The 16299-nt window shown below is 55.3% G+C and carries 17 protein-coding genes and 1 pseudogene; 6 read left to right on the top strand and 12 right to left on the bottom strand.

Going from position 1 to position 16299, the window contains the following annotated elements; genetic code table 11:
• Positions 1-5: 5 nt before the first annotated feature.
• Positions 6-914: a helix-turn-helix domain-containing protein gene (locus CE636_RS27795; RefSeq protein ID WP_004206007.1), complete on the bottom strand. Its 909-nt coding sequence runs from the start codon at positions 912-914 to the stop codon at positions 6-8.
• A 311-nt stretch (positions 915-1225) separates the two neighbouring features.
• On the opposite strand from CE636_RS27795, the gene kbvR reads away from it, so the two are divergent.
• Positions 1226-1837 (top strand): LuxR family transcriptional regulator KbvR, encoded by a 612-nt coding sequence (gene kbvR, locus CE636_RS27790; protein ID WP_004206009.1) that lies wholly within the window; start codon positions 1226-1228, stop codon positions 1835-1837.
• A gap of 29 nt (positions 1838-1866) precedes the next feature.
• Here kbvR and CE636_RS29105 read toward each other — a convergent pair whose 3' ends face one another.
• Positions 1867-1986 (bottom strand): small membrane protein, encoded by a 120-nt coding sequence (locus tag CE636_RS29105; RefSeq protein WP_138100189.1) that lies wholly within the window; start codon positions 1984-1986, stop codon positions 1867-1869.
• Positions 1987-2384: 398 nt separating this feature from the next.
• On the opposite strand from CE636_RS29105, the gene CE636_RS27785 reads away from it, so the two are divergent.
• Positions 2385-3602, top strand: coding sequence for a diguanylate phosphodiesterase (locus tag CE636_RS27785; protein ID WP_017900341.1), 1218 nt, complete (start codon positions 2385-2387; stop codon positions 3600-3602).
• Between the two features lie 20 nt (positions 3603-3622).
• Here CE636_RS27785 and CE636_RS27780 read toward each other — a convergent pair whose 3' ends face one another.
• The 3 genes and pseudogenes from CE636_RS27780 to CE636_RS29100 all read right to left on the bottom strand — a co-directional run.
• A complete protein-coding gene (locus tag CE636_RS27780) occupies positions 3623-4135 on the bottom strand; it encodes a 2-oxo-tetronate isomerase (protein WP_017900340.1) in 513 nt (170 codons plus the stop codon).
• A gap of 169 nt (positions 4136-4304) precedes the next feature.
• Positions 4305-4778: an Hsp20 family protein gene (locus CE636_RS27775; RefSeq protein WP_017900339.1), complete on the bottom strand. Its 474-nt coding sequence runs from the start codon at positions 4776-4778 to the stop codon at positions 4305-4307.
• Positions 4779-5228: 450 nt separating this feature from the next.
• Positions 5229-5321, bottom strand: a pseudogene (locus CE636_RS29100) (hypothetical protein); the annotation flags it as partial.
• Between CE636_RS29100 and CE636_RS29600 the strand changes: the two are divergent.
• Both CE636_RS29600 and CE636_RS27765 read left to right on the top strand, forming a co-directional pair.
• The gene (locus tag CE636_RS29600) at positions 5281-5376 is read left to right on the top strand and encodes a YnaM/YnfT family protein (RefSeq protein WP_272481999.1); all 96 of its coding nucleotides are present in this window, start codon (positions 5281-5283) and stop codon (positions 5374-5376) included. The pseudogene CE636_RS29100 and the gene CE636_RS29600 overlap by 41 nt on opposite strands.
• 338 nt (positions 5377-5714) lie before the next feature.
• Positions 5715-6386 (top strand): SOS response-associated peptidase, encoded by a 672-nt coding sequence (locus CE636_RS27765; RefSeq protein ID WP_017900337.1) that lies wholly within the window; start codon positions 5715-5717, stop codon positions 6384-6386.
• 78 nt (positions 6387-6464) lie between these two features.
• Here CE636_RS27765 and CE636_RS27760 read toward each other — a convergent pair whose 3' ends face one another.
• From CE636_RS27760 to dcp, 4 genes are all read right to left on the bottom strand, one after another.
• A complete protein-coding gene (locus CE636_RS27760; RefSeq protein ID WP_004206018.1) occupies positions 6465-7001 on the bottom strand; it encodes a GNAT family N-acetyltransferase in 537 nt (178 codons plus the stop codon).
• Positions 7002-7111: 110 nt separating this feature from the next.
• Positions 7112-7801 carry a VIT1/CCC1 transporter family protein gene (locus CE636_RS27755; protein WP_017900336.1) on the bottom strand — a complete coding sequence of 230 codons (690 nt, stop codon included), beginning with the start codon at positions 7799-7801 and terminating at the stop codon, positions 7112-7114.
• Positions 7802-7852: 51 nt separating this feature from the next.
• Positions 7853-8434 (bottom strand): cytochrome b/b6 domain-containing protein, encoded by a 582-nt coding sequence (locus CE636_RS27750; RefSeq protein WP_004206021.1) that lies wholly within the window; start codon positions 8432-8434, stop codon positions 7853-7855.
• Positions 8435-8737: 303 nt separating this feature from the next.
• Complete coding sequence (dcp, locus tag CE636_RS27745; protein WP_017900335.1) at positions 8738-10783, bottom strand: peptidyl-dipeptidase Dcp; 2046 nt, start codon at positions 10781-10783, stop codon at positions 8738-8740.
• A 130-nt stretch (positions 10784-10913) separates the two neighbouring features.
• Here dcp and ydfG point away from each other — a divergent pair, with 130 nt between their 5' ends.
• On the top strand, positions 10914-11663 hold the full coding sequence (gene ydfG, locus CE636_RS27740) for a bifunctional NADP-dependent 3-hydroxy acid dehydrogenase/3-hydroxypropionate dehydrogenase YdfG (RefSeq protein ID WP_004206024.1): 750 nt from the start codon (positions 10914-10916) through the stop codon (positions 11661-11663).
• 91 nt (positions 11664-11754) lie between these two features.
• Positions 11755-12441: a GntR family transcriptional regulator gene (locus CE636_RS27735; RefSeq protein WP_004206025.1), complete on the top strand. Its 687-nt coding sequence runs from the start codon at positions 11755-11757 to the stop codon at positions 12439-12441.
• Between the two features lie 51 nt (positions 12442-12492).
• Here the strand turns inward: CE636_RS27735 and CE636_RS27730 are convergent, their stop codons facing one another.
• The 3 genes from CE636_RS27730 to CE636_RS27720 form a co-directional block, all read right to left on the bottom strand.
• Entirely contained in the window at positions 12493-12924 is a 432-nt protein-coding gene (locus CE636_RS27730) for a universal stress protein (RefSeq protein WP_017900334.1), read from the bottom strand.
• Between the two features lie 267 nt (positions 12925-13191).
• Positions 13192-14655, bottom strand: coding sequence for a mannitol dehydrogenase family protein (locus CE636_RS27725; RefSeq protein ID WP_004206030.1), 1464 nt, complete (start codon positions 14653-14655; stop codon positions 13192-13194).
• A 269-nt stretch (positions 14656-14924) separates the two neighbouring features.
• A complete protein-coding gene (locus tag CE636_RS27720) occupies positions 14925-16208 on the bottom strand; it encodes an MFS transporter (RefSeq protein WP_017900333.1) in 1284 nt (427 codons plus the stop codon).
• Positions 16209-16299 lie beyond the last annotated feature (91 nt).

Genomic DNA, 16299 nt, shown 5'->3' with positions numbered 1-16299 from the left:
CCACCTTATTGGGTCCCCCTCGCGGGGACTGACTCATTATCGCTGCCCGGCTGCTGAGCCGCCGCTTTCAGCGTCACCGGTATAAAATAGCGTACGTGATAGCACCTCTCTTCTGTATCTCCGCCTTCCGTATGGCGTGCCATGAAACATTCTATGTCATACCCGTCGCGACGGCTTACCCCCAGCGTTGGCAGCAGATCCAGATAGAGATCGCTGGACAAACGGGCATAGCGTGACCAGCTGCCGTAGAAATCAACTCCGACATAGAGTCCCGACCGGGCGGTCAACGTGGACGATGGCTTTCGCGTCTCATGACAACCAACAAAGGCGTTAATCTCGACGTTAAGCTCATTTTGACGCGCCGCGGCGTAATCAGAGAGTATGGAAAGCGAGCCTTCTCCGGTGGTAAAAAAACGGTCAACCTTTTGTCTGATAGCCGTCTTGGCGGTGCGTTGCAGCACCATATCCGACAGGCGCAGTTCATACTTCATCGGGTAGCCATAATAGACCCGCTCCGGCAGGGAACAGATCCGCGCCAATGGCAGACGTTCATCATCAGGGGAGAATTTTTTTAACAGTTTTGCCGTATCCCAGTGCGCTGCGCATCGGTATTCCCGTGGCGAAAGCGAGAACCGTTTCTTAAACTCGCGGGAAAAGGTCTGCGGCGAATCGTAACTTAACTGCCAGGCTATAGCGGCGATCGGTTGCCGCGTTAAGCGCAGACTGACCGCTGCGATGGTCAAGCGCCGCAGGCGAATATACTGCCCGATGGGTAACCGGCCGTATTGATAAAACACCTCGTACACAAACCGACGGGAGTAGCCCATATACTGTGCCAGGTCATCGATCGCCGGGTTACAGTAGATATTATCCTCCAGCCACGCCAACATTTTTAAATAGAGTTTCTGCTTCATAAGCACTACATACTTCCTGTAATCTTGTCCTCCGCTAATTCTAACAACAGATACTGGCTATCACTAAGCTTTTTATGCATCGCAAAAATAAAAAATCATCAAAACGCTTAAAACGCTGATCGATATATCCTTAACATTTTGTTTATTAGGAACTTTCGCACACCAATACACCGATATCTCACTTTTCCAGGCAGATATTGCATTAATGAAAAACATCCCTTAGATTACCCCGGCTAAAAAACGTCTGCACCTCACCATTATATTCTTTAATTTATTCTGACACCTTTTTTAATACCCAACAGGGAAGTTATATGACGAATTTTTTGATCAATATAAAAAATCACTATTTGCGGGTTGCTATTGCGGAACTGGTGGATGAAGCGATGAAGACCTACGGGGGATCAGAGTATCAGTTTTCTCAACAATGGAACGCGGATGGGATGGCGCAAGCTAATGTGATCTTCACGGAAATGGTGGCGGGAGAATGGTACCTGTGTCATGACCTGTTTCAGCATGCCCCAGAGCAATACACGCTTTTTATTTTTCAGGATAATGAACAAGCTACCGCCGAAGAGGGTTTACCCAACTGTCTGCGGCAGGCGGTGTTTATGCCTCCCCACGCTCCCGTTCAGCTTCTTAAAGATGAGATAGCCAGCGCGATTCAGCGCTCCCTGCCACCTCATCATGACCCATCCTTCAATCGCCTGCGGCGTTGCATCAATTGCGCCTGCAAGACGGTCAGCGATGCGCAAACCAAAGTCATTTACGCATTTAGTATTGGATTAAGTCCGCATGAAGTCGCCGCGGCGCTTAAAATTAGCCATAAAACAATTCATTCGCATAAAAAGAATATTATGTGCAAGTTCAATTTAAACAGCCGCCAGCAATTTAACAACCTCGTAAAACTACTCGCAAGACGTTAATACAATCGCCATTGTATTACCTCTGCAGATTATCTTCTGGAGCGGAAGACGTAGCGTCTTTTGCGTCTTTCCCGAATGTAAGAAACACCACTCCACAAAGAAATAACGGGACAGAGAATCAGGCATAAAATAATAAACAAGTCACTCATAGCAGACCTAAAAAAAGAAATTTAACTTACGTTGATAATATGCATTTGCTTTTAATCAGGCAAGACCAGCATCTCTTTTTGAGAGCGGGCAATATAATGGCAGGATAATTCCTGGTGGCGAATGTTAACCGATAATTTAAGGCGGTGGACCAATACCGCAAGCGGAATGAGCGGCCTGTTTGCCCTTTTTTGCATTGGGAATGAGAAAATGATAGCTAAACCTCAGATTCCCTGTAGAGTGAAGGTAATCACAAAGTGAAGCTCCCGTTCCGCGTAGCGGACATCACGGTTGGTTAAATGTCATAAAAAACAGCCTCCCTTCTCCGAGGGTCTGGCCATACCTCCCTAAATACGCGCTGTGCGGACCATTACGCGCTGCCGCAGCGACCGGAATGATTATGCTAACCACCCTGATATACCGCAGCCAGGTTAATCCTGCCCGCCCGCTCACCGATCTCGACGCTTTAATTCATCGCGCCTGCGGGAAAAATACGCCCCTTGGCATCACCGGCATTCTGTTGTTTAACGGCCTGCAGTTCTTCCAGGTGCTGGAAGGGAGCGAGGAGAGTCTGGAGTCGTTATTCCACGAAATACAAAGCGATCCGCGCCATCGCGATGTGGTTGAGCTGATGCGCGACTATTCGGCCTACCGTCGCTTTCGCGGCACCGGGATGCGCATGTTGGATCTCCGTCTGTACGATAACGATGGCGCGCTGGAGGAGATCCTGCGCATTAGCTCGTTCGGGGTCACCGAGCCAATCAACGACCGGATGTTCCGACTGATTAACGCCTTTATCGCTAACGGTGGGCGCTATTGTCTTCCCGAGCCGTTGCAGCCTTCTCGCTGGACGATGAAGGCCGCCGCGGGCACAGCCACGCCGCGTCATCTTCCCGATCAACCGTGCCAGTTTGCCTTGCAGGCTATCGTCGAACCAGCGAAAAAGCGAATCTCCTCCTTTGAAGCGCTGATCCGCAGCCCCACCGGCGGATCCCCTGTGGAGATGTTTGCCGCCATCCCGGCGGAGGATCGTTACCGTTTCGACCTCGAGAGCAAAGCATATGCCTTCTCTCTCGCCGGTCAGCTACCGATTGGCAAACACCAACTGGCCATTAACCTGCTGCCCGGTTCGCTGTATAACCATCCTGACGCCGTCGGCTGGCTGATGAACAGCCTGCTGGCGGCCGGCCTCAGGCCGGACCAGGTGCTGATAGAGGTCACCGAAACGGAGGTGATCACCTGCTTCGACCAGTTCCGCAAGGTGCTCAAAGCGCTGCGCGTCGCGGGCATGAAGCTGGCCATCGATGACTTTGGCGCGGGTTACTCCGGCCTGTCGTTACTGACCCGCTTTCAGCCTGACAAAATTAAAGTGGACGCAGAGCTGGTGCGCAACATTCATATCAGCGGCACCAAGCAGGCGATTGTCGCCTCGGTCGTCCGCTGCTGCGAGGATTTAGGCATCACGGTCGTGGCGGAAGGCGTTGAAACCCTGGAGGAGTGGTGCTGGCTACAGTCGGTTGGCATTCGCCTGTTTCAGGGCTTCCTGTTCTCCCGGCCTTGTCTGAATGGCATCGGGGAGATTCTCTGGCCGGTAGAGCGCCAGGCTGCGGATCTGTAAGGGCGCAGCGTCCGGTAGCGTCACTGCCAGTGGGCGAGTTTTTCGCCCAGCGCTGCCATGGCGAAGCGCACCGCTTGTGCCACCACTGCCTCGCAGTCACCGGTAAAGCGCATCCGTTGGGTTTCGATCTGGCCGCGAAAGTTCCATGCAAACCATACCGTCCCGGCGGGAGTTCCATCCTCCCCTCCTTCCGGCCCCGCATAGCCGCTGATGGCGATGGCGATATCGGCCCCGGCTAACGTCAAAATACCGGTCGACATTTCCTGAACGCACGCTTCGCTGACAGCGCTATGTACCGCCAGGGTTTCCGCGCGGACCTGGAGCACGTTGCGCTTGGCTTCATCGCTGAAGGTAACCACGCCGGTATCATAAAAGGCCGCGGTATCAGTCTGAGCACAGAGCGCCGCCGCCAGATTGCCACCGGTGCAGGATTCCGCCGTGGTCAATCGCCAGCCTCTCGCAATAAGCGCCCGGGCCACCCGAGCGGTCAATTCATGGGTATTTTGTGCGTCTTTATCGATTTGGTCCGTCATTCTGACACCTCGCCGACTTTTAGAAGGAACACAGCCTCACAGGCCCTGTTTACAGGATAGCATATCGATTTCTCTGATCGCCGGGAGGCCGTTTACGCCTCCTTTAGCGGATAATATAAAGGCCCGCAGCGCGGGCCTTGAAATGAACAACTTTAGGACAGAGACGCAATCAAACTTTATGCTCGATCACCCTGCCTTGATTCTCAATCGCAATTTTGCGCGGTTTTTCGCTCTCGGGTATTTCCTGATGGATAGCAATTTTTAAGATCCCGCTATCCAGCTGCGCCTGATTAATCTGGGCGTGTTCAGGAAGCGAGAAACTGAGCTGGAAATCAGCCCGACGAATGCCTTTATAAATCCAGCCCTGGCTGCCGCCGGAATGATTTTCGGTTTGCGCGCGTTTGCCGGTAATATGTAAATTACCGCCTACGGTCTCAATTTCCAGTTCATCATCTTTCCAGCCTGGTACGCTAACGCTGAGCAGAAAATTACTGTCATCCACTTTCTGTAAATCGTAGGCAGGTAAGGTACCCACCGGCGTATCGCCAGTTAACTGGCTGAAAAGACGGTCAATACGATTAAAGCGATCGGCAAAAAGGGAATCAGCAAATACCGGGAGTGCTGACAAGGTTTTGAGTGCCATCATTAACCTCCTGAATATCCATTCAAAAGCTCAACATAAAGGCAAGCATTGCTTGTCCGCTATATAAAATAATAGCTAAAGCGCGTTTTTCAAGACCTGAAATAAAAATTTTCTTCGTCAGTCACCGTGAGAAATAACCAGGTCAGGTGGCAAAGTAACCCCCGCCCGACGGCGGGGGTGTGGTGCTTCTGAGTCCCATAACTGATGCTGTTTAACATTCAATAAACAGAAGCGACATGTATATATAACTTGTACAATGGGATGTCAACGCCCGAAACACGACGCATCCCCCTGCCAGTGGCTTCCTGCAACAGCGCAGGGAGAAACACGGCTCCCCGCATTATCCCTCCGTCAAGAGCGGTGCCTCGATATGACATCCGCCTCGCTGGCGCCAGACGGAAAGACGCTGGTGAAAAGATAATCCGCCAGGTAAGGAACCTTTCTCGTCCCCCCGTGCCTAATAATCTGCATACGCACTTTCAGAGGCATCATAATGACCAGCATTTTTATCTCTACCACCCTGTTCGCCCTCTTCGCGTCGATGTTGATCGGTCTGGGGATGGTATGGAGAGGCATCTCCAACAACCCGGATAACTAATCTTTTTCTACGCCGTTGCCTTTCGTCTGTTGCAGCGGCGGGTAAACACCCCACCTTCAACTCCATCTACACGCCTTGTTCAGGCGACATATACTCAGTACTTGCGCCTGCGTACATTTTTCGCAATAGCAATTCACATAGTGAATACGTAACTTCAATTAATATATTTCAGGCCAGAATTATGGCCTGCAATATCGGCAACTTAAACAGTATGTGCCCAGGCGTCAGCCATACGCCTGAGGGAAGGGATCACAATCACATGATTTCAAAATCATTTCTCACAACGCCCCCTCCCTGATGAACTATACTTTCCTTTAGACATTATGCTGGAGGTGGCGATGTGCGGACGTTTTGCGCAAGCACAGACGCGGGAAGAATATCTGGCTTATCTTGCCGAAGAGGCTGAATACGATATCCCTTGGGACCCGGCGCCGATTGGGCGGTATAACGTGGCACCCGGGACAAAAGTGTTACTCCTGAGTGAAAGGAATGCGCAACTCCACCTCGATCCCGTTTACTGGGGTTATGCGCCAGGATGGTGGGATAAACCCCCGCTGATCAACGCCTGCGTTGAGACCGCAGCCACCAGCAGGATGTTCAAACCGCTGTGGCAGCACGGGCGGGCGATCTGCTTCGCCGACGGCTGGTTTGAGTGGAAAAAGGCCGGAGAGAAAAAGCAGCCCTACTTCATCCAGCGCAAGGATGGTCAGCCGATATTTATGGCCGCTATTGGCAGCACGCCCTTCGAACGCGGGGATAGCGCCGAAGGATTTTTGCTGGTGACCGCTGCCGCCGATCGCGGTCTTGTCGATATTCATGACCGCCGGCCGCTGGTCCTGGCGCCGGAAGCCGCCCGGGAATGGATGAGGCAAGAAGTCACCGGCGCGGAAGCGGTGGAGATTGCCAGGGACGGAGCCGTCACCGCCGACGATTTCATCTGGCATGCGGTATCGCGGGCGGTCGGCAATGTCAACAATCAAGGGCCAGAGTTAATTGAGCCAGTAGAATGAACGCATGATTCTGTGAGCGATCCCCACCTGATGCGCCGGCTGCGGTGCGATCCAGCCTTGCGAATAAGCGCCCGCGGGTTACCCCGACTGGCTTAACCACTCGCTTAAGGTCAACGAATAGAGCAGACTCGGCGGCGCATCTTTTACATCAGCAATATCGTTAATGTACCTCATCCCGGCTTTCTCGAGAACTTTCTGCGAAGCCAGATGGTTAGCCCGGACAACCGCTGACATCTCGGCAAGTTTAAGCGCCTCGAAGCCATATCTTATCGCGCCAATCGCAAACTCGGTGGCCAGTCCTTTTCCCCATGCCTCAGTGGAAAACCGATATCCGAGATTGTTAATGGTGACATCGTTATAACTGCGTAGACTTACGCCGCCAAAGCCAATGATTTTTTCCGGGGTATCACGCGCCGATATGGCCCAGTTGCCAAATCCGCGATCGTGCCAGTGCGCAAGCCAGCGCTGGAGAACCGTACTGGCATAGTCAATATCCGGATAGGGCCCTGCGGGGTTAAAGGTATTTGTCGCCGGATCGCCATAAATTCGGTATAGATCGACAACATCTTCAGCCATGACAGGGCGAAGACGCAGGCGATGAGTCTCAATATGCAAACGTATCTCCTTGACGAATGAGGTGGGCAGTGCTCCTCCCTGCCGATTAAAACCCCACGATGAGCTCAACCAGTGATGAGGAGCGGTCGAGGAACAGACCCTCGACAATTCTACAATAGTATCTGCCCGGCGATACGCCCAATCCCCATCGAAAAAAGCATGGCCAGCGAGCTCCAGAACGTAATTCTGATGATCGCCCTGACAGGCGGTGCGTTACTCACAACGGAAGAGAGATAGCCCAGCGCAGCCAGTGAAAAAAGTGTAGAAAAGAAGATAGAGATGGATATCAATTTTGCTGGCGATAACAAGGCAACGATCAAAGGCAACCCCGCCCCGGCGGAAAAACTCACTGCCGAAAAGAGAGCCGCCTGCAAAGGTCGCGCAGAAAGGACATCCGTTAACCCCAGTTCTTCGCGGGCATGAGCCTCCAGGGCGTCTTTAGCCATAAGCTGCTCTGCTACCTGCCGGGCAAGCGCTGGCTCCACACCACGTTGGATATAAAGTGATGTCAACTCCCGCACCTCTCCCTGATAATCGGCGTCAAGCTCGCTTTTTTCCTGGGCAAGCGCCGCGGCTTCGGTATCCGCCTGGGATGATACCGAAACATATTCTCCTGCGGCCATAGACATGGCGCCAGCAACCAGCCCGGCGACCCCCGCCAGTAGTACACCCGAAGAGCCGCTGTTTGCAGAGGCGACGCCGAGCACCAGGCTTGCGGTTGAGACAATCCCGTCATTTGCTCCCAGAACCGCAGCCCTTAGCCAGCCGACGGTTTCGATGCTGTGTCGTTCAAGATGCATGTCGTTTCCCTTTAAATACGCATCCTCATCGGAATTAGAAAGTGCAGAACATTAATCAATAATCGCTTGTTTCCTTTGACGGCGAAAGGAGAGAAAGATATGCAGCACTCCCATCGCACCATGTGCCCAGAAATATGTTTCAATGAACACCGTCAGAAACTTATGCCAATGAAGGACTGTTTCCGCCAGCGACGGTGACGCCCATGACGCGGTGTCCAGTACAAACCAGAGTCCACCACAGAGTGCGACCGCTAACAGTGCCAGTACGCCAAGCCCCTGGATCATTGCCGCTATGCCCCCGGCATGGGCTTCAGGAAGACGAAATGTCATCAGCTGTTTACTGTCTTCAACCACACCACGAAAATCAAACGTCGACCAGGCAAAATAGTATCGAAACCCGCGCGTATTAAGCATCCAAACCAGCATCACCGCACCAAGCGCAATCAGCGCTAATCCCGAGACAATATGAAACCATGTGACGACCCCGGTAATATTCAGGTCGCGAAGCGCCTCACTTTCAGTGAAATTAGAGCTAATAATCTGCAGCAGAATCAGGGTGGCGACAATAATATGCAGCATGCGGAAAAAAGGGGTGTCTTTATGCGGTAGTGCATTACGTAACTGTTCGTTCATGATTTGGCCATTTTATGAGAGGATTGGCGAGGTCAGTATCCTGCCTGTTTGTTAATTAAACCTTAACACCCGTGTTTGCAGGGAAATAAGTGGCGCCTGATGTCCTCTTTTTCTGTGTTTGGAAAACGGACAAAGTCGCTGTCACCTGTGCCGCCCCGTTACTGCGACGGAAATATCGCCGGTATAGTTTTTTCTCAGAATTTGAGGGGGGACTGGGGAGAACAGTGTGGAGACATTTGAGGAACAAAAAGGGGTCAATAAACCGGGCATCGCGCCCGGTTATCGTGTCAGCCCGAAATGACCCTACGCACTCAGCCCACGGTTTTCCAGCATCGGCTCAATCTGTGGATCGTGTCCGCGCCACTGGCGATAAAGTTCAGCTAAATCAGTGCTATTGCCGCGCGACAGAATCGCTTCCCGGAAGCGCTGACCGTTCTCACGGGTCAAACCGCCCTGCTCCACGAACCACTGATAGCCGTCATCGGCCAGCATCTGGGTCCACAGATAGGCGTAATAGCCTGCCGCATAGCCCCCGCCGAAGATATGGGAGAAGTAGCTGCTGCGATAGCGCGGGGGAACGGCCGCCAGATCCAGTTGCTCATCCCGAAGTATTTTCTGTTCAAACGCATCCACCTCTTCCGGTAACGAAGTGGTCGACAGCGTGTGCCAGCGCATATCGAGCAGCGCGGCGGCTAGCAGCTCGCTCATGTCATATCCTTTATTGAAAGTTGCCGCACGCAACATATTGTCGCGCAGCGCCTCCGGCATCGGCTCTCCGGAGCGATAATGCTTCGCATAATGGGCAAATACCTGCGGATGGCTGGCCCAATGTTCGAAGATTTGCGACGGGAACTCGACAAAATCCCGCGGGGTATTGGTGCCGGAGAGGCTGGCATAACGCTGGTTGGCGAACAGCCCGTGCAGGGCGTGGCCAAACTCATGGAACAGGGTGATCACCTCATCCCATGACAACAGCGCGCTCTGCTCGCTCTGCGGCCGGGTGTAGTTGCAGACGTTATAGATAACCGGGCGCCGCTCCCGCAGGGTCGACTGTTCGACAAACACGTCCATCCAGGCGCCGCCGCTCTTTGAATCGCGCGCGAAATAATCACCATAAAACAGCGCCATCCCTTCGCCATTGTGGTCGAAGATCTCCCAGACCCGCACATCCGGGTGGTACACCGGGATGTCAAAGCGCTCCACGAAGCGGAGCCCAAAGAGCTGCGATGCCGTCCAGAAGACGCCGTCCTGCAGCACGCGCTCGAGGGCAAAATAGGGTTTAAGCTGCGCGTCATCAATGGCATAGGCAGCCCGCCGCACCTGCTCGCTGTAGTAAAGCCAGTCCCATGCCTGCGCGTGAAACGCCCCGCCTTCGTTGTCGATCACCTGCTGGATGTCCGCCAGCTCACGTTCCGCCCTCGCCCGCGCCGCCGGCGCGATCTGACGCATAAAGCCCAATGCCTCCGCCGGGGAAGCCGCCATTTGATCGGTCAGCGCCCAGCTGGCGTAATCTGCCGCCCCCAGCAGTTCCGCCTGCTGCGCGCGGATCGCCGCCAGCCGCAGCACCAGACGACGGGTATCATGCTCATCGCCCTGCTGATTGCGCGTCCAGCCGGCGGCGAAAAGATTTTCCCGCGTTTGCCGGTCGCGCAGCGCAAGCAGCTGCGGCTGCTGGGTGGTGTTGGTCAGCGTCAGCAGCCAGCGATCGCTGAGCCCTTTTTCGCGCGCCGCCTCGGCAGCCGCCGCTATCTCCTCATCGTTCAGGCCATCCAGTTGATGCCGGTCATCGACCACCAGGCCGCCGCTTTTCGCCGCCCCCAGCAGCCGCTGCTGGAACTGACTTTGCAAAGTGGCCGCTTCAGTGTTCAGCGCGCGCAGCACCGCCTTCTGCGCCGGGTCCAGCGTTGCCCCGGCGTGAACAAAACGTTGCCATGTCAGGGTCAGGAGACGCAGGGATTCGCCGTCAAGCGCGAGCGTCTCGCGCTGTTCGTAGACGCGGTTCACCCGCTGGAATAAGGCCTCGTTGAGCCAGATGTCATTCCCCAGCCCGGCGAGCTCGGCGGAAAATTGTTCATCCAGTGATTGAAGATAAGGGTTGGTATGGGCGCCGGCCATGGCGAAAAAGACCCGCGTCACCCGCGCCAGCAGCTGTCCGCTCTGCTCCAGCGCCTCGAGCGTGTTAGCGAAACTGGCCGGCTGCGGATTGTCGATAATGGCGCGGATCTCCTCGCGCTGCTGCCGAACGCCCTCATCAAACGCCGGCCGATAGTGACTGTCTTCGATCAGGTCAAACCGCGGCGCCTGGTAAGGCAACAGACTGACGCTAAAAAAGGGGTTTTGTTCGGACATCTTTCTCTCCTGCACAGGCTAATCCTGTAAGATTAGGCTTCTCCTTAAGGGGTCGCAATGATTTCCGTTACCGGTCGCCGCCTGTGCGTGCTATGGTATGAAAACACAAAAAGCGTTGAGGAACAGTAAGATGATTATCATGGTCACCGGCGCCACTGCCGGTTTTGGTGAAAGTATTACTCGCCGTTTTGTCGCTAACGGTCATAAAGTGATTGCCACCGGACGTCGCGAAGAGCGCCTGAAGACGCTGAAAGACGAGCTGGGCGATAATCTTTATATCGCGCAACTGGACGTCCGCAACCGCGCCGCTATTGAGACGCTGATTGCCGACCTGCCCGCCGAGTGGCAGGCTATCGATGTGCTGGTGAACAACGCGGGTCTGGCGCTCGGCCTGGAGCCGGCGCACCGCGCCAGCGTGGAAGACTGGGAAGATATGATCGACACCAATAATAAAGGGCTGGTGTACATGACCCGCGCCGTCCTGCCGGGCATGGTGGCGCGCAATCGCGGCCATATCATCAACATCGGCTCCACGGCGGGCAGCTGGCCTTATGCTGGCGGTAACGTCTATGGGGCGACCAAAGCCTTTGTGCGCCAGTTCAGCCTCAATCTTCGCACTGACCTGCACGGCACCGCGGTGCGCGTCACCGACATCGAGCCGGGCCTGGTGGGCGGCACCGAGTTCTCTAACGTCCGCTTTAAAGGCGATGACGCCAAAGCCGGTAAAACCTACGAGAACACCGAAGCCCTGACGCCGGAAGATGTGACCGAGGCGGTCTGGTGGGTGGCCACCCTACCGAAACACGTCAACATCAACACCCTGGAGATGATGCCGGTGAGCCAGAGCTTTGCCGGGCTCAGCGTTCACCGCCAGGGCTAACCGTCAGCCACCCGGCCTGATGGCCGGGTATGGGCGGAACCGCAAAAAACGCGTAAAATAGTGCGCATAACCCCATAAAAAGTAACCATCAATGGCCGCAGAATCGCAACTGAATCCGACGCAACCCGTTAATCAGCAAATTTATCGCATCCTCCGCCGGGATATCGTTCACTGCCTCATCCCGCCTGGCACGCCGCTGTCGGAGAAAGAAGTCTCCGTGCGTTTTGCGGTATCTCGTCAGCCGGTGCGCGAGGCCTTTATTAAGCTGGCGGAGAATGGACTTATCCAGATCCGTCCCCAGCGCGGCAGCTACGTCAACAAAATCTCCCTGTCTCAGGTGCGCAATGGTTGCTTTGTCCGCCAGGCGATTGAGTGCGCGGTGGTCCGCCGTGCCGCTGGCATGATTAACGATGAGCAAGTCTATCAGCTGGAGCAGAATCTCCATCAGCAGCGTATTGCCGTCGACCGCCAGCAGTTAAACGATTTTTTCCTGCTTGATGATGAATTTCACCAGAAGCTATCGGTTATTGCCGATTGTCAGCTGGCCTGGGATACGGTGGAAAACATCAAAGCCGCCATTGACCGCGTGCGCTACATGAGCCTTGACCATGTCTCCTCCCCGGAGATGCTTCTGCGCCAGCATCACGAAATTTTTACCGCGCTGGAAAAACGCGACGCTGAGGCAGTCGAGAAAGCCATGAGTATTCATTTGCATGAAATCAGCGAATCTGTGCTGCTGATCCGCCAGGAGAATCGCGACTGGTTTAGCGAAGAGTAAGGACCAGACGGCTGCGAAATAAGGCTGACGCAGCCGTCGTGACGGAGGGGATTATCTGACCACCAGCACCGGCGTTTTGGCGTAGCGCAAAATGGACTCGGCGTTGGATCCCAGCAGATGGGTGGAGAGCCCCGGTTTGCGGGAGCCAATCACTATCACATCGAACGCTTCGTTGTTACTGATAGCCAGAATTTCATCGCGCACGTTACCAAACACGACCCGGGTATGGATCCGTGACATTGGCAGGTCGAACAGTCGCGCCACCTCGCGCATCTTTTTCTCTGACTCTTCCTGCATATAGGCTTCGAATTTACGAATATCCGCCGTAAATCCGCGTAATAACGAACGGCTGCTGTTCGGCAGGACGTTGAGCAAGGTGATCTCGCCATTTTCCGCCGATGCGAGAAATTCCGCGTGACGCACTGCCTTATCGCTTAAATCCATTTCAAAAACATCAACAGGCAATAAAATCTTTTTATACATGGCCCGCACTCCTTTTCCAGAGAAAATGATTTTTCAATAACTTAACTATGCCATTTTTGCGGTGAATGACCAGCCATTATTCGGAAAAATAACAGCTAATTATCTTTAGTAAATCAGGGAAATATAGAGTTATGTAAGGACATTGCGTTCGATCATATTTTTAGCCTGCTAAAAGCGATCAACAGCAAAAAAGATTTATCAGCGGAACCGTGCAGAAACAGCAGAAGAGCCGGTGTCGACCCCATGACCGACACCGGGAACGAATGATTATTGCGCCTCAGCCCATGCGGCAACGGTGGCTTTCGCCCCCTGACGCTGTAGCGCTACATAGGCGCGGGTCACCGCCGAGACGAACCGCGCTTCCTGCGGCAGCTCCCGGCCAAAGATGGCCTCAATGCCCAACAGCGCTTTGACGCGCGCTTCGCCATCGGCGCTGGCGGCTACCGCCTGCTGGATCACCGGCAGCAGCGGATCGCAAATTTCGATTGCCTGGCCGGCGTCGTCAACACCGCCGACATAGCGCATCCACCCCGCCACGCCCAGCGCCAGCAGCGTGAAGTCATGCTGGTGCGCCAGATGCCAGCGTACCGAGTCCAGCATGCGCTGCGGCAGCTTCTGGCTACCGTCCATTGCAATCTGCCAGGTACGGTGTTTGAGCGCCGGATTGCAGTAGCGGTCAATCAGCAGACTGGCATAGTGTGACAGATCCACCCCCTGCACTTTTAAGGTCGGGGCCTGCTCGTCCAGCATCAGCGCCAGCGCCGCGCGGCGGTAGTTGTCATCCTGCATACAGTCGTTGATATGCTGATAACCGGCCAGATAGCCGAGATAGGCGAGGAACGAATGGCTGCCGTTAAGCATCCTCAGCTTCATCTCTTCGAAAGGCACCACATCGGCGACCAGCTCCGCCCCCGCTTTCTCCCACTGTGGACGTCCGGCGACAAAATTATCCTCAATCACCCACTGGCGGAACGGCTCACAGGCCACCCCAGCCGGGTCGCGCACGCCGGTCAGCTGTTCAATTTTATCGAGGGTTTCCGCGGTCACCGCCGGGACAATGCGGTCCACCATGGTCGACGGAAAGGTGACGTTCTGTTCTATCCATGCAGCGAGGTCCGCGTCCAGCGCCCGGGCGTAGGCGCAAACAACGTTGCGCATCACATGACCATTTTCCGGCATGTTATCGCAGGACATCACGGTAAAGGCAGGCAGCCCTGCCGCCCGGCGGCGCGCTAAAGCCTCCACCACCACGCCCGCTGCCGATTTCGGCTGGCGCGGGTTAGCGAGATCGGCGGCGATCAGCGGGTGATCGAGCTGCAGCTCGCCGCTGGCGGGCGAATGGCAATAGCCTTTCTCGGTAATGGTGAGGGAGACAATGGCCACCTGTGGCTCACACATCGCCGAAAGCACGGCCTCGAGACCATCGACCTGGGCATGCAGCGCCTGCTTCACCACCCCGACCACGCGCGCGGTCCACGCGTCGGCGGACATTTCGGCCACGGTATACAGCAGATCCTGCTGCCGGAGATCGGCGATCTGCTGCTCGCCGCCAATCAGGTTGACTTCAGTGTAGCCCCAGTCACTGCCGTACTCGCTGGCCAGTATATCGGCGTATACCGCCTGATGGGCGCGGTGAAACGCGCCAAAACCCAGATGGACGATACGGGGGACCAGCGCGTGGCGATCGTAGCCGGGCAGGATGGCGTTAGCGGTTAAGAGGGTGTTTTCCATGGTAACTCTCGTTGTTATGTGGCTCATCAACCATTCTCTGGGAGAACTCTCGAGGAGAATGCCTTTGTGCCTCAACCATCTCACGCAATTGGTATAACATCTTTGATTTCTGTCAACTACCATACAAGAAGCTTTTGCCGGGTTGTGCTCGCTGGCGAGCGGTCACAAAATCTCTGAGATGGCAGGAGAAAATCCGCCACGAAGCGGTAAGAGAAGACGGATCATGGCGCAGGCCACGCCTCCCTGCGGGCCTGTTGCATAACGACCGGTTAATCGATGCGGGTTTTGACGATAAAGAAGTAGCACAGCGCCCCGGCGAAGGTCACGCCGGCGGCGATCACCAGCGCCAGATTGAAAGAGTGGGTGGTATCCACAACCCAGCCGGTGACGATCGGCGCGAAGGAGGCAAACACAAAGCTGCCAAAGTTCTGGATCGCCGCCACCGACGCCACTTTATGTTCCGCCACCAGCACCTGTACCAATCCCCAGGCCGAGGTGCCAGCGAAATGGACGCAGAACAGCGCCATGGAGATAAACGCCACCGCCTGGGTCGGCGAGTTTGATTGCACCACCAACAGCGTGCCGAGCGCGGAAAGCACCAGTCCGGCTACAATCGCCGTTTTGCGGGTTTTCGCCAGATCGTAGCCTCTGCGCGCCAGCGCATCGACCACCAGCCCATTGACCCACATGCCCACCGCCGCAGCGAGAAACGGGATCGCCGCCACCCAGCCGGTTTTAGCAAGGCTCAATCCCTGCTGCGCCTGCAGATAACCCGGCAGCCACGCGATATACAGCCAGCCGGTATAGTTCACCCCGGAGAAGCCGAGGATCATCCCCCAGGTGGTACGTCGTTTAAACAGCGCCAGCCATTCGCTCAGTTTCAGCGCCGGTCGGGCCGCCTCCTCGCTGGCCAGATAGCGTTGCTCCTCCTCCTGCAGGGTGAATTGCCGCCGGTTACGGTATCCCACATACCAGCACAGGCCGACCAGGATACCGGCTAAACCAATCACCACAAACATTGTCCGCCAGCCCCAGGCCAGCTGCATGATGACCAGCGCCGGCGGGGCGATGGCCTGACCCAGCACCGTCGAGGAGTTAAATATCCCCACCGCCGTGCCGCGCTCTCGTTGCGCATACCAGTCGTTGATCGATTTCACGCCGGCGGGCATAAACGGCGCTTCGCCGATCCCGAGGCCAATGCGCAGCAGAATAAAATGCGAGAACGAATTGACTATCCCGGTCAGGGCCTGCATCGCAGACCAGAATATTAGCCCGGCGCCCAGCACAACCCGCGGCCCGAGGCGATCCAGCAAAATGCCCGAGGGCAGTTGCGCGAAGCCGTAGGAGAGCGAAAAAGCGGAGAGCAGCACCCCGAACTCGGTGGCGCTCAGACCCAAATCGGCGCGTATCGCCTCCCCGGCGACGCTCAGGGAAGAGCGGTCCAGAAAGTTAACGATACCGGCGATAAACAGCAGCGTCAGGGTGATCTTCTGCACCCGACGGATGCGCAGCGGCGTTGCACCCGCCTGTGGGGCAAATGTCTCAATAGCCATCGTTGTTCCTTACAGAGTCATAACCCAATATGATGTCTGATAAGTAAGGCAACAGGTCGACTACCATACAAGAATTAGGGTTTAAAAAAGT

The sequence above is a fragment of the Klebsiella sp. LY genome (genome assembly GCF_004010915.1).
GTDB lineage: Bacteria > Pseudomonadota > Gammaproteobacteria > Enterobacterales > Enterobacteriaceae > Klebsiella > Klebsiella quasipneumoniae.
This window is presented reverse-complemented; position numbering and strand designations above follow the sequence as displayed.